The 23734-nt window shown below is 60.8% G+C and carries 24 protein-coding genes and 1 pseudogene; 16 read left to right on the top strand and 9 right to left on the bottom strand.

The features are described from left to right. Positions 1 to 6 precede the first annotated feature (6 nt). From GTP46_RS02445 to GTP46_RS02470, 6 genes and pseudogenes are all read left to right on the top strand, one after another. Positions 7 to 768: a MipA/OmpV family protein gene (locus tag GTP46_RS02445; protein ID WP_161005040.1), complete on the top strand. Its 762-nt coding sequence runs from the start codon at positions 7 to 9 to the stop codon at positions 766 to 768. Between the two features lies 1 nt (position 769). Next, complete coding sequence (locus GTP46_RS02450; protein ID WP_161005041.1) at positions 770 to 1453, top strand: hypothetical protein; 684 nt, start codon at positions 770 to 772, stop codon at positions 1451 to 1453. Between the two features lie 554 nt (positions 1454 to 2007). Beyond that, a pseudogene (locus tag GTP46_RS30470) lies at positions 2008 to 2109 on the top strand (PEP-CTERM sorting domain-containing protein); the annotation flags it as partial. A 31-nt stretch (positions 2110 to 2140) separates the two neighbouring features. Further along, positions 2141 to 4279: an alkaline phosphatase family protein gene (locus tag GTP46_RS02460; RefSeq protein ID WP_161005043.1), complete on the top strand. Its 2139-nt coding sequence runs from the start codon at positions 2141 to 2143 to the stop codon at positions 4277 to 4279. 1 nt (position 4280) lies between these two features. Beyond that, complete coding sequence (locus GTP46_RS02465) at positions 4281 to 5465, top strand: cytochrome-c peroxidase (RefSeq protein WP_229258775.1); 1185 nt, start codon at positions 4281 to 4283, stop codon at positions 5463 to 5465. Next, on the top strand, positions 5462 to 6055 hold the full coding sequence (locus GTP46_RS02470) for an SEN1982 family lipoprotein (protein ID WP_161005045.1): 594 nt from the start codon (positions 5462 to 5464) through the stop codon (positions 6053 to 6055). The genes GTP46_RS02465 and GTP46_RS02470 overlap by 4 nt, the downstream gene beginning before the upstream one ends. Here GTP46_RS02470 and GTP46_RS02475 read toward each other — a convergent pair whose 3' ends face one another. From GTP46_RS02475 to gatC, 5 genes are all read right to left on the bottom strand, one after another. Further along, positions 6056 to 7315, bottom strand: coding sequence for a M56 family metallopeptidase (locus tag GTP46_RS02475; RefSeq protein WP_161005046.1), 1260 nt, complete (start codon positions 7313 to 7315; stop codon positions 6056 to 6058). It lies immediately after the preceding gene. Continuing rightward, complete coding sequence (locus tag GTP46_RS02480; protein WP_161005047.1) at positions 7312 to 7683, bottom strand: BlaI/MecI/CopY family transcriptional regulator; 372 nt, start codon at positions 7681 to 7683, stop codon at positions 7312 to 7314. Before GTP46_RS02480 ends, GTP46_RS02475 begins: the two co-directional genes overlap by 4 nt. 118 nt (positions 7684 to 7801) lie before the next feature. After that, entirely contained in the window at positions 7802 to 9262 is a 1461-nt protein-coding gene (gene gatB / locus GTP46_RS02485) for an Asp-tRNA(Asn)/Glu-tRNA(Gln) amidotransferase subunit GatB (RefSeq protein ID WP_161005048.1), read from the bottom strand. 22 nt (positions 9263 to 9284) lie between these two features. Beyond that, positions 9285 to 10757 carry an Asp-tRNA(Asn)/Glu-tRNA(Gln) amidotransferase subunit GatA gene (gatA, locus tag GTP46_RS02490; protein WP_161005049.1) on the bottom strand — a complete coding sequence of 491 codons (1473 nt, stop codon included), beginning with the start codon at positions 10755 to 10757 and terminating at the stop codon, positions 9285 to 9287. Positions 10758 to 10867: 110 nt separating this feature from the next. Continuing rightward, complete coding sequence (gene gatC / locus GTP46_RS02495) at positions 10868 to 11170, bottom strand: Asp-tRNA(Asn)/Glu-tRNA(Gln) amidotransferase subunit GatC (RefSeq protein WP_092279424.1); 303 nt, start codon at positions 11168 to 11170, stop codon at positions 10868 to 10870. Positions 11171 to 11425: 255 nt separating this feature from the next. Between gatC and GTP46_RS02500 the strand changes: the two genes are divergently transcribed. The 10 genes from GTP46_RS02500 to GTP46_RS02545 all read left to right on the top strand — a co-directional run bounded on the left by GTP46_RS02500 (position 11426) and on the right by GTP46_RS02545 (position 20694). Then, on the top strand, positions 11426 to 12469 hold the full coding sequence (locus tag GTP46_RS02500; RefSeq protein ID WP_072789105.1) for a rod shape-determining protein: 1044 nt from the start codon (positions 11426 to 11428) through the stop codon (positions 12467 to 12469). 50 nt (positions 12470 to 12519) lie between these two features. Continuing rightward, positions 12520 to 13590, top strand: coding sequence for a rod shape-determining protein MreC (gene mreC / locus GTP46_RS02505; protein WP_161005050.1), 1071 nt, complete (start codon positions 12520 to 12522; stop codon positions 13588 to 13590). Continuing rightward, positions 13587 to 14099, top strand: coding sequence for a rod shape-determining protein MreD (gene mreD, locus GTP46_RS02510; protein WP_161005051.1), 513 nt, complete (start codon positions 13587 to 13589; stop codon positions 14097 to 14099). The genes mreC and mreD overlap by 4 nt, the downstream gene beginning before the upstream one ends. A 13-nt stretch (positions 14100 to 14112) precedes the next feature. After that, complete coding sequence (gene mrdA / locus GTP46_RS02515) at positions 14113 to 16161, top strand: penicillin-binding protein 2 (RefSeq protein ID WP_161005052.1); 2049 nt, start codon at positions 14113 to 14115, stop codon at positions 16159 to 16161. Positions 16162 to 16173: 12 nt separating this feature from the next. Then, positions 16174 to 17289 (top strand): rod shape-determining protein RodA, encoded by a 1116-nt coding sequence (rodA, locus tag GTP46_RS02520; RefSeq protein WP_161005053.1) that lies wholly within the window; start codon positions 16174 to 16176, stop codon positions 17287 to 17289. After that, complete coding sequence (rodA, locus tag GTP46_RS02525; protein WP_161005054.1) at positions 17289 to 18386, top strand: rod shape-determining protein RodA; 1098 nt, start codon at positions 17289 to 17291, stop codon at positions 18384 to 18386. The genes rodA (GTP46_RS02520) and rodA (GTP46_RS02525) overlap by 1 nt, the downstream gene beginning before the upstream one ends. A gap of 53 nt (positions 18387 to 18439) precedes the next feature. After that, complete coding sequence (locus GTP46_RS02530; RefSeq protein WP_229258776.1) at positions 18440 to 19477, top strand: septal ring lytic transglycosylase RlpA family protein; 1038 nt, start codon at positions 18440 to 18442, stop codon at positions 19475 to 19477. A 2-nt stretch (positions 19478 to 19479) separates the two neighbouring features. Then, positions 19480 to 20043, top strand: coding sequence for a hypothetical protein (locus tag GTP46_RS02535; RefSeq protein WP_161005056.1), 564 nt, complete (start codon positions 19480 to 19482; stop codon positions 20041 to 20043). 42 nt (positions 20044 to 20085) lie between these two features. Continuing rightward, positions 20086 to 20442 carry a winged helix-turn-helix domain-containing protein gene (locus GTP46_RS02540; RefSeq protein ID WP_161005057.1) on the top strand — a complete coding sequence of 119 codons (357 nt, stop codon included), beginning with the start codon at positions 20086 to 20088 and terminating at the stop codon, positions 20440 to 20442. Between the two features lie 69 nt (positions 20443 to 20511). Next, positions 20512 to 20694: a hypothetical protein gene (locus GTP46_RS02545; RefSeq protein ID WP_161005058.1), complete on the top strand. Its 183-nt coding sequence runs from the start codon at positions 20512 to 20514 to the stop codon at positions 20692 to 20694. A 33-nt stretch (positions 20695 to 20727) separates the two neighbouring features. Here the strand turns inward: GTP46_RS02545 and GTP46_RS02550 are convergent, their stop codons facing one another. Genes GTP46_RS02550 through GTP46_RS02565 form a run of 4 tightly spaced genes read right to left on the bottom strand, consistent with a single transcriptional unit; the run spans position 20728 to position 23733 of the window. Further along, on the bottom strand, positions 20728 to 21408 hold the full coding sequence (locus tag GTP46_RS02550; RefSeq protein ID WP_161005059.1) for an SPOR domain-containing protein: 681 nt from the start codon (positions 21406 to 21408) through the stop codon (positions 20728 to 20730). 12 nt (positions 21409 to 21420) lie between these two features. Further along, entirely contained in the window at positions 21421 to 22173 is a 753-nt protein-coding gene (locus GTP46_RS02555) for a type III pantothenate kinase (RefSeq protein WP_161005060.1), read from the bottom strand. Then, positions 22170 to 22958, bottom strand: a complete 789-nt coding sequence (locus GTP46_RS02560; RefSeq protein ID WP_161005061.1) for a biotin--[acetyl-CoA-carboxylase] ligase — start codon at positions 22956 to 22958, stop codon at positions 22170 to 22172. Before GTP46_RS02560 ends, GTP46_RS02555 begins: the two co-directional genes overlap by 4 nt. Beyond that, entirely contained in the window at positions 22951 to 23733 is a 783-nt protein-coding gene (locus GTP46_RS02565; RefSeq protein WP_161005062.1) for an SDR family oxidoreductase, read from the bottom strand. Before GTP46_RS02565 ends, GTP46_RS02560 begins: the two co-directional genes overlap by 8 nt. Position 23734: the final 1 nt, after the last annotated feature.

Here is a 23734-nt window from a genome sequence, read left to right on the forward strand (position 1 = left end):
GAATTCATGAACAAGCTACTCCCATTTCTCCTGTTGCCGCTGTGCGGCGTGGCTGTCGCCGAAGACAGCAGCGTGCCGATGATGCCGGACGGCAGCCGGGATATGTATGTGGGCGTAGCACTTGCGAGCAGCACTGCCGCAGCAGCCGGCGAGACTCGCCCGATATTGCTGCGGCCCTTGCTGCAAGTCGAGTGGAGCAATGGTATTTTCGTGTCGGCTAGCGGCGTGGTGGGCATGAACTTTTCGCCGTCGGCCGGCGTGGAATATGGGCCGCTGCTGGCCGATAGCAATTCGCGCAATCCTACTGATAACCATCGCCTGCGTGGCTCGCACGCCATCGACGGCACACTGGATGCGGGCGGCTACTTCAACTACTACCTCGGCGACGATGCGCGGCTGACGTCGCGCCTCATCTACGACACCAGCGCCCACGGCCTGCGCAGCGAGGTGGGCGTGCAGAAAAGCTGGAGCGGCCTGGCGCCGCATCACACCTTTTCACTGTCGGCTGGCGTATCGTTGGCGAGCGGCTCCGTGATGCGCGAGCGTTACGAGGTTTCCCGTGCTGCGGGCGGGCCGCGCGACTACACGCCATCGGGCGGCGTCACTGCGGTCAACGTGGGCGCTAACTGGAACTGGGCCTTGAGTAGCAAGTGGCTGCTGACCAGCGGCGGGAATGTCACGCGGCTAGGTGCGGAGCCGGCAGCCAGTCCGGTAGTGGAGCGGCGCACCTTCCTTAATGTGTACAGCGGTTTTGCTTACCGATTCTAATATGCTGCGTATCGCCTTCCTCCTCTGCCTCGTTTTGCTGCCGGCGTTCGCCCGTGCGCAGGAGGATGCCGACTGGATCGCGTATCGCGACGCTTACCGGCAAATGATCTGGTTCGAAAAATACGGCAAGCCCAAACAGTTTTTGCAAAATCATTTACGCCTGCAGCCGCGCGATAAAAACGTTGCGATGGATGGGCTGCGGCTGACGCTCAACAGCAAGACCGCGCAAGTGACGCTGGCGCTGGATGCACTGGGCCGCGCGGTGCTGCCATTCTCCAAAGCCGCGTATGACGACAATGCGGAGTTGGTGGTCAACCGCAAACCGGGCCAGTTCAAAGCAGGACCGTGGGTGTCTATCGTCACACGACCGGACGGCGTCTACGCAGTGGCGGATTTGCGCACGGCGTGCGAACAGCTGCTGGCCTACTTGCGCTACGGCGGCGAGGCACGCGGCAAGAGCTGCGTCGGCGTGCAGTTCACCTATTTAAAGAACGATGCTGCGCAAGTGCAGTTTCGCGCGGCTGGCGGCGCGACAAGCGTATTGACGGCGAAAGAAGGCCCTGCATTCGCGGGCGATGCGATGCAGGGCTTCCGTGTGTTCGCTTATCGCTTCGCGGCGTGGCCGGAGGCGGGCCAGGTTGTCACCAGCGCCACGCCGCTGGCCATCGCCGCGCTGCTTGAATAGGTGCTGGATACAATACGAAACAAATCTGGCGCAGCTTATTGTCGCAGTGTCATGATTCGGTAATAAAAAAAACACATCATTCCGGCTTCCCTTAACCCAGGTAGCCAGAAATGAAAAAAATTATTTGTGCAGCCCTCCTGCTGGCGGCATTCGCCTCCGCGCATGCCGAGACCTTCAACTTCTCCTACAGCTTCACCGATGGCCAGGCGGTTACTGGTTCGCTGTCCGGCCATCTGGTCGGCGATCTGCTGGAAGGCGTATCCGATGTCCACGTCAACTTCAACGGCACCGGCTACAGCGGCGCGCTGGTGGGCGCATCGTGGGACGCAGTGACGCACGACTGGAACACCGCTGCCGGCGCGGTCATCTCCACCAACGCCGCCAAGAACAACTTCATCTTCGCCGACTCCGATCCACAGCACGCTGCGGACAGCGTCAATAACTACTTCTATTTCGTCACCAGCGCCGACGCGAAGATCGGCAACCAAGCCTTTGCTGTGAATTACAACACCGGCGACGTCGCGTTCGACCAGCCGACCAACAACGGCACATGGTCGCTGACGGCAGCACCAGTGCCTGAGCCAAGCAGCATCGCCATGCTGGCCGCAGGCCTTGGCCTGGTGGGCGCGATTGCACGTCGCCGCCAGCAGGCTTGATCCTTCCACTCACTGACGAAACGGAATTCTCATGTTGAAAACGACTCTGATTGCCAGCGCCGTGCTGTCGCTGTGCGCACCGGCTTTCGCTGCGACTGCGCCGGTCACCGTGCGCGGCGTGGTCTCGGGCACTTACTTCACCGCGCCTGTTATCGCCAATTCGCCGACCAGTAGCGCAGTCTCCGGCACCGTCGCCTCGCTGTACCAGTCGGCCAAGGTGTGCGTTGACGCCAATGACAACGGCGTGTGCGACGCCGGCGAAACCAGCGTACTAACCAAGGCCGATGGCAGTTTCCTGCTGGCCACCCGCACGCCGGGCGCGCTGATCGCGGAAATCTCGACCTCTTCGCTGAACAACGGCAAAGTCGTGACCCAGCGTATGGTGCTGCGCGCACCGGCCGACCAGGTATCGGCTGCGCTGATTAATCCGCTGGTGCCGGCCAAGATTGCGATCTCGCCGCTGACCACCGAAATCGCACGCATGATGGACGATGATCGCATCAGCTTTGAATCGGCCAAGAACAACCTGGCCACGCGCCTGAACGTCAGCGCTGACGCGCTGCTGAGCGACACCACCGGCGCCAGCGTCGACGTGCTGAAAGAGTCGGTGCTGTTGAGCAGCCGCTTTGGTTTCGCCGCGAAGATGGTGGACCGCCGCGATGTATCGCCAGCCGCATTGGCTGCCGATCCTAACGCCACCGGCCCTGTCATCACCATGAAGGAAGCGCAGTTGGCGGTGATGAACCTGGAAGGCATTCCGCGCTACGACCACGTGTTCCTGATCGTGTTGGAGAACAAGGCCACGTCGTCGATCAAGAACTCGATCTACGCGCCGCGCATCAACGCCTACCTGAACGCGGGCAACCAGTTCACCAGCTACTACTCGACCGGCAATCCAAGTGAGCCGAATCGCCTGGCCATCGCTTCCGGCGACGACTTCGGTATCACCGACGACAGCGCGTTTAACTGCTACCCAAGTGGCGCCACTGCCAATGCGATTGAAGACCTGCCGCTGCCACCAGGCGTGTCGGCTTGCACTAACGCGACCAACCACAATATCAAGAACAAGGCTAACCTGTTCAATGCCCTCAGCAGCAAAGGCATGAACTGGCGCGTATATAGCGAGTCGAAAAATCCCGGCGCCGACTGGCGCAAGGACGGCACCGCTGATACCACCATCGTCGCGCAGGACTACTTGTACACCGCCAGTGAACCAGTGGGCGCAATCGGCACGCCGGGCCTGCAGGTCCGTTTGGCCAGTGCGCTGTATGCGGCCAAGCACAATGGCAGCGTGTTCTTCCAGAACGTACGCAGCTCGCCGGAGTTCCTGGCGAATAACCGTACCATGGGCGGCGGCCAGTGGGATGAGGCGTTCAAAGCCATCGCACCTGCGGGCTGGAATGCCGATCAATTCGGCGACGACCTGGCCAGCGGCGATGTCGGCCAGCTGAATATACTGGAACCGGACCAGTGCGACGACATGCACGGTGTGACCCTGGTCGGCACTATGCCGGGCAGCAGCACCACCAAGGCGGCCAGTGATTGCTCCGGCAATCCGCTGATCTACCGCGGCGACAAGTACACCGATTACCTGATCAAAAAGATCCAGGCTTCGCCGCTGTGGAACAACCCGCAGAAGCGCGTTGCCATCGTGATGATGTTCGACGAAGGTACTGCCACCAGCGGCTTCAATTCGTGCTGCGGCTGGAACACCAGCGGCTCGCCGTTGGCGCTGGGTCCATTGGTGAAGAACGCGGACGGTTCGGTGTCGAATGAAGTCATCACCAACTACAAGCAGGGTAACAAGGGCCACGGCACCTCAACCTTTGGCGTGTTGAACAACCAGCCGGCCGCACCGAAAGGCGTGGTTGATAGCGACGCATACAGCCACATCTCGCTGGTGCGCACGCTGCAGGACATGTTCCAGTTGGCCGATCCTGTGGATGACTGGTCGTACATGAACCGCTCCAAGTACTCGCAGAAGTTCATCGCTGCGAACATCCTGAACCTGCCGGAATATGCGGGCAGCGCTGATGCACACTTCGATGCGGTGCGTCCGATGAATCACTCGTATGTGATCCCGGCCGGCTACATCCAGAAGAACGGCTACCCGACCATCAAGCAAGTCGGTCCGGATGCCGACCAGCGTAACGGATGGGCGCTCAAGTAAGATGAAATCAGCACTGATGTTGGTGCTGATTGCGGCGACGGCGCAAGCCGTCGCCGTACCGGTGGCGACGCCCTTGAGCGCCGCCGCCGAAATCGGCAAACAAATGTTTTTTGATACTTCGTTGTCTGGATCGGGCAAGCTGGCGTGCGCCACCTGTCATGACCCGGCACACGCACATGCGCCATCGAACAATTTGTCGGTGCAGCTGGGCGGTGCGAAGATGACGACGCATGGTGTGCGCGCGGTGCCATCGCTGCGCTACCAGGAATACACGCCGCCGTATGCGGATATGCTGGACAACCCGGACGGCATCAGCACGCCGGGACCGGGCGGCGGCTACACGCAGGATGGCCGTGCCGCGACACTGGCGGAGCAGGCTAGCATCCCGCTGCTGGCGAAGCATGAAATGGCGAATAAGAGTGCGGCCGATGTGGTCCGCAAGATCAAGGCGTCCGCTTACGCCGACAAGTTCCGCACGGCGTTCGGCGCTGATGCGTTCAAGAGCGACAAGCAGGCCTTCCAGTACGCGCTGGCCGCGCTGCAGGCCTACCAGCTGGAAGACAACAGCTTCCATCCTTACAGCAGCAAGTACGACCTCTATTCGAGCAACAAGATCGGCGGTGATTTGACGGCGACCGAGATGCGCGGCTTTGCCGTCTACAGCGATCCAAACAAAGGCAACTGCTTTGCGTGCCACTACAACGGCGCGGGCCTGAACGGCAGCGTCAAACTGTTCACCGACTTTACCTATGCGGCGATTGGCGTCCCGCGCAACAAGGACATTCCGGCGAACCGCAACGCGAAGTACAGCGACCTTGGTATTTGCGACCGTCCAGACCATCCACGTCCGGCCAGCGCGCAGTACTGCGGCATGTTCAAGACGCCGACCTTGCGCAACGTTGCCACGCGCTCGGTGTTCTTCCACAACGGTGCGCTGAAATCGTTGAAGGATGTGATTCGCTTCTACAACACGCGCGACACGGAACCGGAACGCTGGTATCCGACCGTCAAAGGCGTGGTCCAGAAGTACAACGACCTGCCGCTGCGCTATCGCGAAAACCTCGACAAGCAAATGCCGCTGGATGGACGCGCGCGTGGCAGCAAGCCTGCCATGACGGAGCAGGAGATGCAGGACCTGGAAGCCTTCCTTAACACATTGACCGATGCAGATTTGGTGAAGAAATGAATAAAGCAATGATTGCGGCCCTGATGCTGGCCGCTGGTGCTGCGCAAGCCGCGCAGCTACCGAATAAAGCGATGATGGCAGGCCTGAGCAGCTACCTGTCGCAATATGGTGATGTCTGCGTCGGTAAATTTGACTGGCCGATCGACGTCGCGCCGGGCGATGCTGAAGCGGGCAGCCGCGATGCCATCCAATTGCCGGTGCTGGCGCAACTTGGGCTGGTAAGCGCCGAAGGCGGCATGACCCAGCGCGGCGAGCAGCAAGTGCCTGTGGAGCGCTACGCGCTGACGGAGCAAGGCAAGAAGTTCTACCTCAAGCGCGAGACCAAGACCGTGTCGCCGACCGGCGAAACAATCATCCGCACCGGCGACTTCTGCGTCGGCAAACTCAGTGTCGCCAAGCTGGTGTCGTGGGATGCCGCTACCGGCACCGCCAGTTACACCTACAAATTCGCCGCCGCGCCGTGGATGCGGGAAGCCTCGGCCCAGCAAGTCTTCCCCATGATCGCCTACATCATAAAAAACGAAGGCCAACTCCAGATGAAGCAACGCCTCCGCTTAGACCACGGCCGCTGGATCGGCGTGCGCGACTAACTACTCCAGCGTCCAGACGTACTGCACTTTCTGTTTGGTGTCGATTGGCTTGCCGGCTTTGGTGGCGGGCTTGAACTGGCATTTGCTGATGCCGGTGCGTGCGGCTTCGTCGAGGTCTGGGTGGCCGCTGGTGTGGAGCACGTTGGAGCCCGTGACTTTGCCATCTTTGCCGACCTTGAATTCCAGATTAACGGTGCCGGTACGGTTGGCGGCAATGGCGCCTTCTGGCCATACTGGCTTCTCGCAGGTATTGAAGTTGATGATTGCTGCGGTGTAGCCGGATGCGCTTTTATCGGCAGCGGTGGCCTGCGTGTACACCGACAGGCAGGACACGGCTACGCCCAGCATGGCGACGGCGGCTTTCCAGTTCAGGGCTTGCGGTGCGGGGCGCAGCAGGTGTTGGATGCGTTGCATGAGATTTCCTCCATTGGCCGCTTGGGCCAGTTGATGATGAGAGAACCGGAGCCGCTCCAGTTCTGATAAGGCAAGGGCCAGGCGCCGCGGTTCGCCGAGTTGTCTTGCTGCGATATCGTCTGCAATCAATTCCCGTTCGACGCGGATGCGGTTCGAAATCCACCACACGGCAGGGTGGTAGAACAGCAGCGTCTCAATCAGGTTTTGCAGCAGGTTGACCAGGTAATCGTGGCGCTTGATGTGCGCGATTTCGTGTGCCAGCAAGGCTTGTAGCAGATCGGGTGGCATGCCGCCGATTAGCGCTGCCGGCACCAGTACCACCGGGCGCCACCAGCCGGCAGTGACGGGACTCGCCAGCGTATCGAGTATTCGCAGGCGCACAGCGCGCGTGATGCCAAAGCGCCGCGCCAGTTGTGCCAGTTCGTGCTCCCATTGCTGGTGGCTGGGATGGCGGGCCGGTTGGCGGCTGACGCGGTCTAGCCACAGCAAGCCCGCCACCATGCGCAGCGCCAGCACGGCAGCGCATAGCGCCCACAGGCTAACGGTGTAGCGCAGCGCATCGCGCAGATTGAACCAGGCTTCTTCATCAATCACGTCGTTGCCTATCCACGGCAGGCCGTGGATGCTGGCGCTGGCTGTCACCGCATCGCCAGCGAGGCGCTGCCACAGCTCCAACGCCGGCCAGCACAGGCAGGCCAACAAGGCGGTGCAGGCGACAAGATAGCGATACTCGGCGCGGCTATTGCGCAGCAGCGTGAGTATGGCGGCAGTAGCGCAGCCAAGCAGCAAGCCTTGCCACAGGAAGTGCATCAGCGTCAGGCCGAGCGCGAAAATGAAAGCGCTCATTTCTTTTCTTCCTTCAGCAGCTTCTCGATTTCAGCGCGCTCTTTTTTGGAGATGCCGTTGCGCAGGGCTGCCAGCACTAGCGCCTTGGCCGAACCAGCGAAGGCTTTCTGCACCAGGTCTTTCAACAGGGAGGATTGCAGCGCGTCCTGCGCTTGCGCCGGCGCATAGATGTGTGAGCGCTGGCTTTCGTCGCGCGTCAGAATGCCTTTGGTGTGCATGATCTGCATCAGGCGCAGCACGGCACTGTAGGCGAGGTCCGGTTTATCGCCCAGCATGGCCTCGTGCACTTGCTTAGCGGTGGCTTGGCCGAGCGGCCATAAGGCTTGCAGCAGCTCGAGTTCTGCAGCGGTCGGCTTCGGAATACTCATGGCGTCTCCCTGGATGCGGTAGATGTAGAATATTATGTCTAGACACAAATGTCTACTTAAATATAAAAAAAAGCCCCGCGAGCTTGAGCCGGCGGGGCGTTCTTTGTGACGACGGGGATTAGCCGGCCAGTTTGGCTTTTAGCAGTTCGGTCAACTGCGCCGGGTTGGCTTTGCCGCGCGAGGCTTTCATGGCCTGGCCGATCAGCGAGTTGATCGCGGCTTCTTTACCAGCGCGGTACTGTTCCACCGATTTCTCGTTGTTGGCAATGACTTCGTTGACGATGGCTTCCAGCGCGCCGGTGTCGGAAATCTGTTTCAGGCCTTTCGATTCGATCAGCGCATCGACCAGATTGTCGTCTTCCGATTTCGCTGCCCACATGTCGCTGAACAGTTCTTTCGCGGTCTTGTTGTTGATGGTGCTGTCGGCGATACGCTTCAGCATCAGCGCCAGTTGCGCAGGCTTGACTGGCGCGTCGGCGATGTCCACGCCTTCGCGGTTCAGGGTCGACGACACGTCGCCCATCAGCCAGTTGGCGGCGGCTTTGGCGTTCTCTTTGCCCGCTGCATCCACCACGGCCACGAAGTAGTTGGCCATCGCTTTCGATGCGGTCAGCACCAGCGAGTCATATTCCGGCAGGGCGTATTCGCTGACGAAGCGTGCGCGCATGGCGGCCGGCAGTTCCGGCATTGCTGCTTTCACGGTGTCGATCCATGCGTTGGAGATCACCAGCGGCGGCAGGTCTGGATCAGGGAAGTAGCGGTAATCCTGTGCGTCTTCCTTGCTGCGCATTTCGCGCGTTTCTTTGCGGTCTGGATCGTACAGGCGGGTCGCTTGCACGACCTTGCCGCCGTCTTCAATCAGTTCGATCTGGCGGCGCACTTCCACGTGCACGGCTTCTTCGATGAAGCGGAACGAGTTCAGGTTTTTAATCTCGCAGCGGGTGCCGAATTCTTTCTGGCCTTTCGGACGCACGGAGACGTTGATGTCGCAGCGGAAGGAGCCTTCCTGCATATTGCCGTCGCAGACGCCCAGCCACATCACCAGCGAGTGCAGGGCTTTGCAGTAAGCGACTGCTTCAGCGGCGCTGCGCAGTTCTGGCTCGGAGACGATTTCCAGCAGCGGCGTACCGGCGCGGTTCAAGTCGATGCCGGACATGCCTGCGTAGTCTTCGTGCAGCGATTTGCCTGCATCTTCTTCCAGGTGGGCGCGGGTCAGGTTGACGGTCTTGGTGACGAATTCGCCATCCTTTTCGTAGCCGAAAGTGACCGCGCCGCCCACTACTACCGGGTCTTCGAATTGGCTGATCTGGTAGCCTTTCGGCAGGTCAGGGTAGAAGTAGTTTTTGCGGGCGAAGATCGACGCTGGCGCAATCTTGGCGCCGACGGCGAGGCCGAAGCGAATCGCGCGGTCCACTGCTTGTTTGTTCATAACCGGCAGCACGCCAGGCAGCGCCAGATCAACCGGGCTGGCTTGGGTGTTGGCTTCGGCGCCGAAAGTGGTCGGCGAGCCGCTGAAGATTTTTGATGCGGTAGTGAGCTGCACGTGGTTCTCAATACCGATGACGACTTCCCATTCCATATTATTCTCGCTTGATTAATTCTTAGATGCCGGCCGGAGCGCGGGTGTGCCAGTCGGTGGCTTGCTGGTAGGCGTGTGCCACGTTCAGCAGCTTGGCTTCGCCGAAATGCTTGCCGATGATTTGCAGGCCGACCGGGCGATCTTTCGCGCCGAAACCAACAGGGATCGACATGCCCGGCAGACCAGCCAGGCTGGTCGACAGGGTGTAGATGTCGGCCAGATAAGCAGCAACCGGATCGTCCGATTTGTCGCCCAGGTCCCACGCCACGGTAGGCGCCACTGGACCCATGATGACGTCGCACACTGCGTCCGGGCCGTTCAGCACTTTCTCGAAATCCTGTGCGATCAGGCGGCGGATTTTTTGCGCCTTCAGATAGTAGGCGTCGTAGTAGCCGTGGCACAGCACATAGGTGCCGACCATGATGCGGCGCTTTACTTCGTTGCCGAAGCCCTGGTCGCGGGTTTTGCGGTACATGTCTTGCAGGTCTTTGTAGCCTTCTGCGCGGAAGCCGTAACGCACGCCGTCAAAGCGCGACAGGTTGGACGAGGCTTCGGCTGGTGCGATCATGTAGTAAGCAGGAATTGACAGCGCAGTATTCGGCAGCGAGATGTCAACCAGCGTCGCGCCCAGTTCCACGTACTTGGCCAGCGCAGCGCGCACCGCATCTTCCACGTCTTTCGACAGGCCTTCGCCGAAGTACTCTTTTGGCACGCCGATGCGCAGGCCGGTCAGCGGCTGGCCCAGCTCACGGGTGTAGTCTTCATCCACGCCGCCCAGTTCCGGCGTCAGCGAAGTCGAATCGCGTTCGTCGAAGCCGGCCATGGCGTTCAGCAGCAGCGCGCAGTCTTCGGCGGTTTGCGCCATCGGGCCACCCTGGTCCAGCGAGGAGGCAAACGCGATCATGCCGAAGCGCGATACGCGGCCGTAGGTTGGCTTGATGCCGGTGATGCCGCAGAACGACGCCGGCTGACGGATCGAGCCGCCGGTGTCGGTGCCGGTGACGGCCGGCGCCAAACGCGCAGCAACGGCAGCAGCGGAGCCACCTGACGAGCCGCCCGGTACAGCGGTTTTATCCCAAGGATTTTTCACCGCGCCGAAGGCCGAGTTTTCATTGGCCGAACCCATGGCGAATTCGTCGCAATTCAGTTTGCCCAGCGTGACCATGCCGGCCGCGCGGAACTTCTCCACCACGGTGGCGTCGAATGGGCTGACGTAATCGGCCAGCATTTTCGAGCCGGCGGTCGAGCGCCAGCCTTTGGTGACGAAGATGTCTTTGTGCGCGATCGGCACGCCGGTCAGCGGCGTGGCGGTGCCGGCGGCGATGCGGGTATCGGCTTCGGCGGCTTGCGCCAGGGTCAGTGCGCGGTCCACGTGCAGGAAGGCGTTCAAGTCGCTCTTCTCGATACGGTCGAGGAACTGGGTGGCCAGTTCGGTGGCGGTAATCGCTTTGCTTTGCAGGAGGGCGGACAGCTCTTTAATGGTTTTGGTGTGCATGGCGGTTCAGTTTAATTCGTTGCGTCGTCGTCCTCGCGGAAGCGGGGACCCATAGGGCGCTGGCTGGATCGGCTCAGCATGGGTTCCCGCGTGCGCGGGAGCGACGTCTTTTAGTCGATCACTTTCGGCACCAGGTACAAACCGTCCTGGGTCTTCGGTGCGACGGTTTGATAGTCGTCGCGGCGATTTGGTTCGCTGGCCACGTCTTCACGCAGGCGCAGGGCGATGTTATTCATGTGCGCCGCCAGTGGATGGCTCAGCGGGGCGACGCCGTCGGTGTCAACCGCCTGCATCTGCTCGGCCAGCGCAAAAATGCCATTCAGCTGCTCCAAAGCGGTCGCGCTCTGTTGCTCGCTCATCTCAAGTTGGGCCAGTTTGGCAATGCGGGTTACGTCGGATAAGGTCAGGGACATGGCGGGTTTAATTGTAATATTGATAAAAAACTTGAATTTCTGCCTATTCGCCCTCAAACACCGAGGAATGCCGCCTAAATCGCGGCCTCAGGCACCACACTTTTGCGTGGATTTTGGATAAATCACAGTCAAATTATAAGGTAGAATGGCGGGTTGATGCGTTGTCGGCGCTGAATCATTGCTGCCGCCGCATTTCGGACAGAATTTTTTACTTAACGGTTTACGCGCACACTGGTAGCGCCACAGGACACTTTAATGTTTGGTTTTTTACGTCGTTACATTTCCTCTGATCTGGCCATCGACTTGGGCACGGCCAACACCCTGATTTACGTTCGCGGCCAGGGCATCGTCCTGGATGAGCCGTCGGTCGTCGCCATCCGCCAAGAGGGCGGCCCGAATGGCAAAAAGACCATTCAGGCAGTTGGTAAAGAAGCAAAGCAGATGCTGGGTAAAGTCCCAGGCAACATCGAGGCAATCCGCCCGATGAAAGACGGCGTGATCGCCGACTTCACGGTCACCGAACAAATGCTGAAGCAGTTCATCCGCATGGTGCACGACTCCAAATTCTTCCGCCCATCGCCACGCATCATTATTTGCGTGCCTTGCGGCTCGACCCAAGTTGAGCGCCGCGCGATCCGCGAATCGGCGCTGGGCGCTGGTGCTTCGCAGGTGTACTTGATCGAAGAGCCTATGGCAGCAGCCATCGGCGCCGGCCTGCCGGTGTCGGATGCAACCGGCTCGATGGTGGTCGACATCGGTGGTGGTACCACCGAAGTGGGCATCATCTCGCTGGGCGGCATGGTCTACAAAGGCTCGGTGCGCGTGGGCGGCGACAAGTTCGATGAAGCCATCGTCAACTACATCCGCCGTAACTACGGCATGCTGATTGGCGAGCAGACTGCGGAAGCGATCAAGAAAGCCATCGGTTCGGCCTTCCCTGGTTCGGAAGTCAAAGAGATGGAAGTCAAGGGCCGCAATCTGTCGGAAGGTATTCCACGTTCGTTCACCATCTCGTCGAACGAAATTCTGGAAGCGCTGACCGACCCGCTGAACAACATCGTATCGGCCGTGAAGAACGCGCTGGAACAAACCCCGCCGGAACTGGGCGCCGACATCGCCGAAAAAGGCATGATGCTGACCGGCGGTGGCGCACTGCTGCGCGACCTGGATCGCTTGCTGATGGAAGAAACCGGCCTGCCGGTGCTGGTGGCGGAAGATCCGCTGACCTGCGTGGTGCGCGGCTCCGGCATGGCGCTGGAGCGGATGGATCAACTGGGTTCGATCTTCTCCTACGAATGATCTGACTAAACGGGGCCGCAAAACAGCGGCCCCGATGCTTATTGGAAGTCATGGAATACAGTCCTCCGCCACTTTTTAAGCAAGGCGCCTCGGCTCGGGTCAAGATGACGGTGTTCGCGTGCATATCGATTGCACTGCTGCTGGTTGACTCGCATATGCGGACCCTGACCACGGTGCGCCAGGTGGCCGGCACCGTGCTGTATCCGCTGCAAATGGCAGCCTTGATGCCACGTGACGCTATCTACGGCGTCGGCGATTATTTCTCTACTTTGTCATCGATGGAAAAGCAGGTGCGCGAATTGCGCCGCCAGCAGATCCTCAATTCGACCGCCTTGCAGCAGGCGCAGTTGCAGTCTGCCGAGAATGCGCAGCTGCGCCGCCTGCTGGACGCGCGCCAGCATTTGCCGGTGAAGACCATGCTGGCCGATGTGCTGTACGACGCGCGCGACGTCAACAGCCGCAAGATCATTCTGGACCGCGGCACGCGCCATGATGTAACGCTTGGTTTGCCGGTGATCGATAACCAGGGCGTGGTAGGGCAGGTGACGCGGGTGTTCCCGTTCACGTCCGAGGTGACGCTGCTGTCCGATAAGGAGCAGGCGATTCCGGTGCAGCTGCTGCGCAACGGCTTGCGCAGCGTGGCGTATGGTCGCGGCAAGTCGGGCAATCTCGAATTGCGCTTTACGGCGCCGAATGCGGATATCCAGGTGGGCGATATTGTGGTGACCTCGGGTCTGGACGGTGTGTATCCGGCCGGCCTGGCAGTGGCACGCGTGTCGCAGGTGGAGAACAGTGCCGGCGGTTCGTTCGGCGGTGTGGTTTGCCAGCCGCTGGCCGGCATCATGAATAATACGCAGCTGCTGATTTTGATGTCGACGCCGGAGATGCCTCCGCGTCCGGCCGATGAAGAGCCGCGCGCACTGCGCAAGCACAATAACAAAATGGCGCCGATCAAGGAGGCACCGAAAGAGGGCGTGGATGGCCAGCCTGCCGCCGCGGCGCCAGCAGCGACCAATGGTGCGCCCGGCCTGATCCCCGTGATGCCACCGCCAGCGCCGAAGCCTGCTGCTCAAACTCCGGCCACTGACGCTGCCAACCAATCCAAGGAGCCGGCACGATGAATCGTCCGCACTATATCCTGCTGCCGGTTAGCCCGCTGTTCATTTTTTTCAGCCTGTTCTGCGCCTTCCTTCTGAACCTGCTCCCGTGGGGGAACTTCATCGGCGTGCCGGATTTTGTCGCGCTGGTGCTGGTGTTCTGGGGCGTGCACCAGCCACGCAAGGTCGGTATCGGCACCGCTTTCTTCCTCGGCCTGCTGATGGACGTGCACGACTCCACCCTGCTGGGCGAGAACGCGCTGGCCTACACGCTGCTGTCCTACTTCGCCATCATGCTGCATCGCCGGATGCTGTGGTTCCCGATCTGGACCCAGGCCATGCACGTGTTCCCGCTGCTGCTGATGGCGCAGTCGGTGCAGCTGGTGGTGCGTTTCTTCGTCTCCGGTAAATTCCCCGGCTGGTTCTACTTCATCGAAAGCGTGGTGGCATCGGTCCTGTGGCCGCTGGCGACCTGGCTGCTGCTGGCGCCACAACGCCGCGCGGTAGACCGCGACCACACCCGCCCGATCTGACCTCTCACATCGCATGACTGAAATTAAGGACAACCAGCGCGAACTGCAGCAGTTCCGCCTGCGCCTGACGGTGCTGGGCGGGATGGTGTTTTTCTGCTTCGCCATGCTGCTGCTGCGCTTCATCTGGCTGCAGATCGTGAAGTACAGCGACTTCGCCGTGAAGGCGGAAGAGAACCGCATTGCCATCGTGCCGATCGTGCCGAATCGCGGCCTGATTTTGGACCGCAACGGCGTGGTCCTCGCGCGTAACTACTCTGCTTTCACGCTGGAGATCACGCCGTCCAAACTGAATACCACGCTGGACGAAGCCATCGACGAGCTGTCCAAGCTGGTGACGGTGGATATCAAAGACCGCAAGCGCTTCAAGAAACTGCTGGACGAATCCAAAGGCTTCGAAAGTGTACCGCTGCGCACCCGCCTGACCGATGAAGAAGTGGCGCGTTTCAGTGCGCAGCGCTTCCGCTTCCCCGGTGTGGAAGTGCAGGCGCGTTTGTTCCGCCAGTATCCGCTGGGTGAAACGGCGTCGCACGTGATCGGCTACATCGGCCGTATCAACCAGTCCGAAATCAAAGGCATTGAAGCCACCGACGACGCCGCGAATTACAAAGGCACCGACCATATCGGCAAGGAGGGCCTGGAAAAAAGCTACGAGAAGCAGCTGCATGGCCAGACCGGTTACGAGGAAGTGGAAGTATCGGCCGGTGGCCGCGCCATTCGCACTTTGTCGCGTACTGCCGCCACGCCGGGCAATAACCTGATTCTGTCGATCGACATCGAACTGCAAAAGGTGGTGGAAGAAGCCTTCGGCGAATGGCGCGGCGCGTTCGTCGCCATCGAGCCTGAAACGGGTGACATCCTCGCCTACGTTTCGCGTCCCGGCTACGATCCCAACTTGTTCGTCGACGGTATCGATGCGCAAAGCTGGAACGACCTGAATAACTCGCTGGACCGGCCGATGATCAACCGTCCGCTGTCCGGTACTTATGCGCCGGGCTCCACTTTCAAACCGTTCATGGCGCTGGCTGCGCTGGAACTGGGCAAACGCAATCCCACTACCGCGTATCCCGATCCCGGCTTCTTCTATTTGGGCGGCCACAAATTCCGCGACGATAAAGTGGGCGGCCACGGGAACGTCGACTTGCGTCGTTCGGTCATCGTGTCCTGCAATACCTACTACTACCAGCTCGGTAATGACATGGGGATCGACGCTATCACCAATTTCATGAAGCCATTCGGCTTCGGTGAAAAAACCGGCATCGACCTCGATAACGAAAAGATCGGCGTGCTGCCATCCAAAGAGTGGAAGCGCAAACGCTTCAAGGGCAATGCGGGCAAGTGGGTCGGCGGCGACACCATCTCGGTCAGTAATGGCTCCGGCTACAATTCGTACACGCCGCTGCAGATCGCCCACGCGATGGCCAACCTGGCCAACAACGGCGTGGTGATGAAGCCGCACTTGGTGAAGATTGTGGAAGACGGCGGCACCCGCGCGCGCAAACTCACCGTGCCGAGTGAAAGCTACCGCATCGCGCTGAAGCAGGAAAACATCGATATCATCAAGAGCGCCATGGTGGGCGTGAACAGTGAACCGGGTGGCACCGCCTACCGCGCCTTCGCCAACGCTGCCTACACCTCCGGCGGCAAAACCGGCACGGCGCAGGTGGTGGGCATCAAGGCCAACGAGAAGTACAATGCGTCCGCACTGTCCGAACGTCTGCGCGACAACGCGCTGTATACCGCCTTCGCACCGGCCGACAAGCCGAAGATCGTGGTGGCGATGGTGGTAGAGAATGCCGGCTGGGGCGCGGAAATCGCCGCACCAATCGCGCGCAAGGCACTCGACTTCTACCTGCTGGGCAAGCGTCCGACCGACAAGGAAACCACCAAGGTGCCGAAGGAAGACGCGGCCGAATTCGTGCCGATTGAAGATCCGGAAGCCGCAGAAGCTGCCGCCGCTGCCGCCGAAGCGCGCCGCGAACCAACGCCTGCACCGGCTCCGCCGCCAACGCCAGCCGCCACGCCTGCACCGGCGCCAGTTGCTCCGGCGCGGAAGAAACAATAAGGAATACCCATCATGCGCATACACGAGAGACGTTCGCTGTGGCGTCGCATGCGACCCTACTTCACCGTGTTCGACGGCCCGCTGACCATCATCATCATCATGCTGCTGATGGTCAGCCTGGTCACGCTGTACTCGGCCAGTATCGGCATTCCTGGCAAGATGGAAGACCAGGTACGTAACATCTTCCTGTGCTTCTTCGTCATGTGGCTGGTGGCGAATATCTCGCCGCAGATGATGATGCGGATCGCCGTGCCGGCTTACGCCTTCGGCGTGTTCCTGCTGGTGTGCGTGGCGCTATTTGGCACCATCAAGCTGGGGGCACGGCGCTGGCTGCACATCGGCGTGGCCGACATCCAGCCGTCTGAATTCATGAAGATCGTCACACCGCTGATGCTGGCGTGGTTCTTCCAGAGCCGCGCCGGCCACCTGACGTGGCATTCTTACGCGATTGCGGCGGTGCTGCTGGTGGTGCCTGTGGGCCTGATCGTGCGCCAGCCGGACCTTGGCACTGCCTTGCTGGTGGTTGCTGCCGGTTTCTGTGTGATCTTCCTCGCTGGCCTGTCCTGGAAGGCGCTGGTTGGCTTGTTTGCCGCCGGCGCTGCAGCGCTGCCGGTAGTGTGGTCGGTGCTGCACGACTACCAGCGCGAACGCGTGATGACGCTGATCGACCCGACCACCGACCCGCTGGGCAAAGGCTTCCACATCATCCAGTCCACCATCGCGGTGGGTTCGGGCGGCGTGACCGGCAAGGGCTGGACCCACGGCACGCAGGCCCACCTGGAATTCATCCCCGAGCGCACCACCGACTTTATCTTTGCCGTGTACTCGGAGGAGTTTGGCCTGATCGGCAATCTGATTTTGATGGTGCTATACCTGATGCTGATCGGCCGCGGCCTGTTCATCGCCGGGAATGCGCCCAACTTCTTTACGCGCCTGCTGGCTGGCGCTGTCACCATGATTTACTTCACCTACGCCTTCGTCAACATGGGCATGGTGAGCGGCATCTTGCCGGTGGTGGGCGTGCCGCTGCCGTTCATGAGCTACGGCGGCACCGCGTTGCTGACGCTGGGCCTGGGCGCCGGCATTTTGATGAGCATTCAGCGCCACCGCAAGCTGGTGCAGACCTGATGCACATCGCCGACGGCCGCTCGCTGTGGCAGCGCGTGCGTCCGTACGTGCTGGTGTTCGACCTGCCGCTGGCATTGATTATCGGCGCACTGCTGTCAGTCGGCTTGATTACGCTGTACTCGGCTGGCATCGCCATTCCCGGCAAGGTGTGGGACCAACTGCGCAATATTGCGGCGGCGGTAATGGTGATGTGGTTCGTGGCGAACATTCCACCGCAGACCATGATGCGGTTGGCGGTGCCGGCGTATGCGCTGGGCGTGGCCTTGCTGGTGGCGGTGGCGCTGTTTGGCGTGATCAAAGGCGGCTCGCGCCGCTGGCTGTATATCGGCACGCAAATCCAGCCTTCCGAATTAATGAAGATCGCCATGCCGCTGATGCTGGCGTGGTTCTTTCAACGCGAGCAAGGACACGTGCGCTGGCAGACCTACGCGATGGCGGCGCTGCTGCTGGCGATACCGGCCGGCTTGATCGCGCGTCAGCCGGACCTTGGCACCGCGCTACTGGTGACGGCGGCCGGCGCGTATGTGATTTTCCTCGGCGGTCTATCATGGCGCGCGTTGGCCGTGCTGGCCGGTTTGGCGGCAGCGGCCTTGCCTGCGTTGTGGGCCGTCATGCACGACTACCAGCGCGATCGCGTGCTGACGTTGATCGACCCGTATCACGATCCTTTGGGTAAAGGCTTCCACATTATCCAGTCGATGATCGCCATCGGCTCCGGCGGCGTGACCGGCAAGGGCTGGACCCACGGCACGCAAGCCCACCTTGAATTCATCCCCGAACGCACCACCGACTTTATCTTTGCCGTGTTCTCCGAGGAGTTTGGCTTGCTCGGGAACCTGGTGCTGATGGTGCTGTACCTGCTGCTGATTGCTCGCGGCATGGCGATTGCGATGAATGCACCGACGCTGTTCACACGCTTGCTGGCCGGCTCCGTGACGATGATTTACTTCACCTACGCCTTCGTCAACATGGGCATGGTGAGCGGGATTGTTCCGGTGGTGGGCGTGCCGCTGCCGTTCATGAGCTATGGCGGCACGGCGCTGATGACCCTCGGTCTGGGTGGCGGTATCTTGATGAGTGTTCAGCGTCATCGGTGATACTATCTCGCCTTATGCGCTTTCAACGTCATCCTCTTCTTAATTTTTCCGCAATGGCTGCGGCGCTGGCCTTGGTCGGCTGCGGCAGTGCGCCAGTGGCGACTGACCGTACGCCTCGTCCCGTGCAGCCTTCCGGACCGGTGATCAAGTCGCCGTCCACCGGCAAGCCTGATCCATCGCTGCCGGTGCTGCCGCCTGCGAATTCAGGGCGCGGCGGCTACTATCAGGACGACGGTCCGGGCGATTCACCGCCGCCGAATTTGGCCGAAACGCCGGATGCGGAAGTGCGCAACGATCCGCTGCTCCCGCGCTCCAACCGTCCTTACGTCGTCTTCGGCAAAACCTACACGCCGCTTACCGACGACAAGCCGTACACGCAGATTGGTGTCGGCAGCTGGTACGGTAAAAAATTCCATGGCCAGCGCACTTCGTCCGGTGAACTGTACGACATGTACAAGATGACGGCGGCGCATCCCATCCTGCCGATTCCATCTTACGCGCGCTTGACCAATATGCTCAGTGGCGCGGTAGTGGTGGTGCGAATTAACGACCGTGGCCCGTTCCACTCCAACCGCGCCATCGACGTGTCCTATACTGCGGCGCTGAAACTGGGTTTGCTCGGCAAGGGTAGCCATGAACTGAAAATTGAACGCATCCTGCCGGAAGAAATCGACCGCATGCTGGCCTCGCGCGATGGCGTATCGGGCAGCAGCAAGGCGCGCATTACGCCTGCGCCGAAAGACCGTTTGACGCAGGACCAGCCGCTGGTACTACGTCCTGCTGCACCCGACGGTCCGCCGCAGGATATCGAAACGCTGATGCTGGCCGACCGCGCGCCAGCCGGTTATGCGGCGCCGACGTCCGGTGCGCCCGGCGGTTTCTATCTGCAACTGGGCGCTTACTCGCGCGCAGACAATGCGGAGTCGGTGCGTACCAAGCTGTCGAGCAAATTGAATGGATTGGAAGTGGTGCAGGGCGGTTCGGTGTTCCGCCTGTTCAGCGGTCCGTTCACCTCGCGCCAGGAAGCGCAGCAGGCGGCGCAAGGCTTGCCGTCGTCGCTTGGCCTCAAGCCGATTGTGGTTCAGCGCTGATCATGAACCGGCCGGCATCACCTTCCAACCTGAATCTGTACATGGTCCTTGGCACGATAGTCCTGCATGGGCTGATGATGGTCGCCAATGAAGTGTTCTTTCGACGTGCTGAATTCTTGCAAGGCATCGGCTGGATATACCTTCCAGCTGGCACGCGCCTTTTGTGTACCTTGATGTTCGGACGTGCAGGCGCGATTGGACTGCTGATATCCGGCTGGTTTGCCTGCTACTGGTATTACTTCCCAGGCGATGCCTTGCGTGCCACCACCGGCACGATCGCTGGTGCGATAGGTCCTTATCTGGTTTATCTGGCGGCGCAATCACGCTACGGCTTGCAGGCATCGTTGACGAATCTGACGCCGCAGCGCTTGCTGCTTTGTGCCCTGGGCTGTTCAATCGCCAGCCCGCTCCTGCATCATCTATGGTTCTCGTTACATGGCGATAGCGCCTTGTTACCGGGTCTTTTGGTAATGATGACAGGCGACTTGCTGGGCACCCTGATTGTTCTGTACACAGCCAAATGGCTGCTGTCCCTGCTGCCCATGCCGCAGCGGCGGCCAGGTTAGATGCTGTGCTAAAATTTGTAGCAATCCAAGCGCTGAACGAATATGACATCTCCTAAAAGACCTGCTGACATTTACATGCGTTTCTTGCAGTTGGCTGACGCCTTGCGTGGCCTGCCATCGCTGGAAGCGCTTGACCCGCTGGAAGAACGAATTCTTGGTATTGTGGCTCTCGCTGGTCAGCAGGATGAACGGCTGTCGGTTCGAGACATGATGGGAAAAAAAGAACTGGGTGCACCAGCCACGGTTCACAGCCGCCTGACTTCTATGCGAGAAAAAGGCTGGCTAACGCTGACCGACACAGAAGATACGCGACGCAAACAGGTCGAACTGACGCAAGAAGCCCTCAAGTATTTCGACAAGCTGTCGAAGTGCATGGTTAAAGCCACGACTACAAGTTGATTTTTCATTTGCAATTTTTCGTCGGCTTGTCTAAACTGTTCTAAAAATTAGATCGTTTGCGAGGGCGGTATGGACGAAAAGCAGAAATTTGCATCGACGGAAAAGTCTATTGCGCAAGCATACGCCGCATACATCGTGGCTTTGGCGACTCGCAAACACGGACCAGACAAGCCTGAAATCTCCGACACCAAGCTGCAAGGAACTTGGCAGGCGAACGCGATTGAACAGAAAAGGCTGAACAAACCAGGCTAGCCGCGTCGTGCTGAAGTTGGGAATGGATGCTGATTATTTGCAGCTGTGGGTTTCGGTGTTCGGGAAGCCGGCGCGGATTTTTTCCAGTTTGATTTTGAGGTCGGCATCGACGTCGCGGAACTGGTAGGCCAGCAGTTTGCTGCCGCTCATGCGCGGCGCCACGCGTGCGGTGCGCACGCCTTGTTTCATCAGCGCGGCCAGCTGGTTCTGCGCCGCGCCTTCGGTCTTGAATACACCCAGCGAAATGCCCCAGCGTAGCGGCGAATTGTCGGACATGATGAAGTAGTTGGTCACCCCCAGCGCGCGCAGTTCGCCCGCTTTTTTGTCCGCGCCTTCCTTGCTGCCTTGCGGCGGAATATAAACGATATAGCTCGATACTTCGCTGCCCGGCAGGTTGTGGCGCGACTGGCGGTCGCCGAGTTTCAGCGGTTCCAGTTGGCTTTCGAAATGGCGCGCATCGGCCAGCACGAAGCTGGCGATTTCAAGACACGCCTCCGGTTTCACATCTGGCGCTGCCGATGCAGGTGCGACAGCGGTCACGCTGGTGGCGTTGGCTTTGTCGGCCGAGATGATGGCCAGTTTGTCGGCGTTCAGTTGATTGAGCAGCCGCTCCGGTTCGTGCTCGTTGCCGCTGAAGTGGCCAAGATAGCCGCGTCCATACGCGAACAGCGCAGCGTTCACGGCGAGCAGGGACCAGAAAATAAACTTCAGCACAGGGTTATCCTCTTATTCGGCGCTGCGCACGGCAGCATGTAATCCGATCAGCACAATATTCTCGACGATACGGTACGGTACTTTCAGCATCGGCGCAATGTAGGGAGCAGCGCCGCCGGAGATGATGCATTCGGCGGCTTGATGCTGGACGCAGGCGTGTTCAATGGCGCCGCTCTGCGCGGCCAGGATGCCGCTCAGGATGGCGTCGTCGGTGTTGTCCGCAAATCCATCCGGCAGCTTACCGTCTTGAGCGATCTGCGGCAACTGCGCGGTGTTGCGCGCCAGTGAGCTGGCCATCAGGCCAAGCCCCGGCAGGATCATCCCGCCGAGGAACAAGCCGTCCGGCGTGAGGGCGTCGATGGTGGTGGCGGTGCCGCAGTTGACCACAATGGCGCGCACGCCCGGCGCCAGTGCGTGGCCGGCGACGGCAGCGGCAAAACGGTCGCAGCCCAGCTGCGATGGATTGCGGTAGCCGTTGGTCACGCCGGCCAGCGCCGGCAACGAGGCAAACCATTCCACCGCGATGTCGGGCAGGCAGCGCTGCAGCACATACTCCAGCTGCACGCGCAGCGCGTTGCCGGCGACGTTGGCAATCACGATACGCGAGACGCCATGCGTGGCGGCGACTTCGCACCAGGCCAGTTCCAGTTGTGGCGTGTCGGCATGGGTGGTGGCGCCGTGTGTGGTCCACTCGCCCAACGGCGTGCCCGGCGCAGCCAGCGCCCATTTGACGCGGGTGTTGCCAGCGTCGATCAGTAAAATCATGTTGGTGCTCCCGATAAGCGCAGCGAAACGTCGCCTGATAAAACTTCAACGCGGCCTTGGTCCGTATCCAGCAGCAGGCGGCCGATGGCGTCGACGCCGGCGGCGCGGCCTTGCTGCAATATGGCGCCGTTGTCCAGCAGGACCACGTCCTTGCCCTGCCAGGCGTGTAGTGCATTCCAGCGTTCAGTGAACGGCGCAAAACCGGTGTCGTCGAATTCTTCCAGTACGGCGGCCGAGCGGCTAAGCAACGCCGCCATCAGCTGGCTGCGGTCCATTTGTGCCAGCCACGGTGCGCTCGCCACTTCGCGGCCGATGGCTGCTTCCAGTTCGTCCGGCATCAGCAGGTTGATGCCGCAGCCGATGACGGCCCAGATGGCGTCGTCGGTCTTCTGCGTTTCAACCAGGATGCCGGCCAGCTTGGCGCCGTCGCGCAGCAAGTCGTTGGGCCATTTGATTTGTACCGGCACGCCCAGCGAAGCGATCGTCTCGGCCAGCGCCACGCCCACCGCCATCGGTAAGCCGCTCATTTTGTGCAGCGGGCCTTTGAAGCGCCACGCCAGCGAAAACATCAGCGCGGCGCCGGGCTTGGACAGCCACGAACGGCCGGCGCGGCCACGGCCTGCGGTTTGATTTTCAGCGATGCGCAGCGTGGGGCCATTCAGGCTGCCTATGCGCGCCAGCAGGTCTGCGTTGGTGGAGCCGGTTTCGGCGACGACTTCAATCGCCACGTGAGTGGCAGAGGTGGCGCAGTGCGCGTTGATGGCGGATGCCGAGAGATTACTCATGTGCTGTTTTGCGAGGTTTGTGCGGCGCCTTGCCGAAGGCCCAGTCGTAGACGAAGTTCGGCAGCAAGCGCAGTACCTTGGCGACGACGCCCATTTGCCACGGGATGACGGCGTAGCTGCGGCCAGCGGCAATCGCACTCGCTGCGGAAGCGGCGAATTTTTCGGGCGCCATCAGGAACGGCATCGGGTACGGATTATGTTGCGTCATCGGCGTATCGATGTAGCCGGGGCAGATGGTGACCACGCGGATGCCGTGCGGCTTCATCTCCAGCCGTAGCGATTCGCAGTAGCTGATGACGGCGGCCTTGGAGGCGCTGTAGGCTTCCGCGCCGGGCAGGCCGCGTATGCCGGCCACGCTGCCGATGCCCACCAATCGTCCCGGCGTGCGCTGCGTGCGCATGGCGCCGATGAAGGGCGCGAAAGTAGCGGCGGTGGCCACCACATTGGTAGCGATGATGTCGGCGAAAACGGGAAGGTCTTCCGCATACTCGGTCAGCGTGCCGACCGAGATGCCGGCGTTGGCGATCACCACATCGATGCCGCCCGCATAGGCGAGGAAGGCTTGCGCTGCGTCGTTGATGGCGGCGTGATCGCGCACATCGACGGCGTAGGCGCGATGCAGCGCTGCGTTGGGGAGTGTGGCGATCAGGGCGGCGAGGCTGTCGCCGCGCCGGGCCAGCAGACCTAGCGTGGCGCCTTGCGCCGCATACTGGCGAGCCAGCGCGGCGCCGATGCCGCTGGAGGCACCGGTGATGAAGACGCGCAAAGGCGCCATG

This window comes from Duganella flavida (assembly GCF_009857445.1).
Taxonomy (GTDB): domain Bacteria; phylum Pseudomonadota; class Gammaproteobacteria; order Burkholderiales; family Burkholderiaceae_D; genus Rugamonas; species Rugamonas flavida.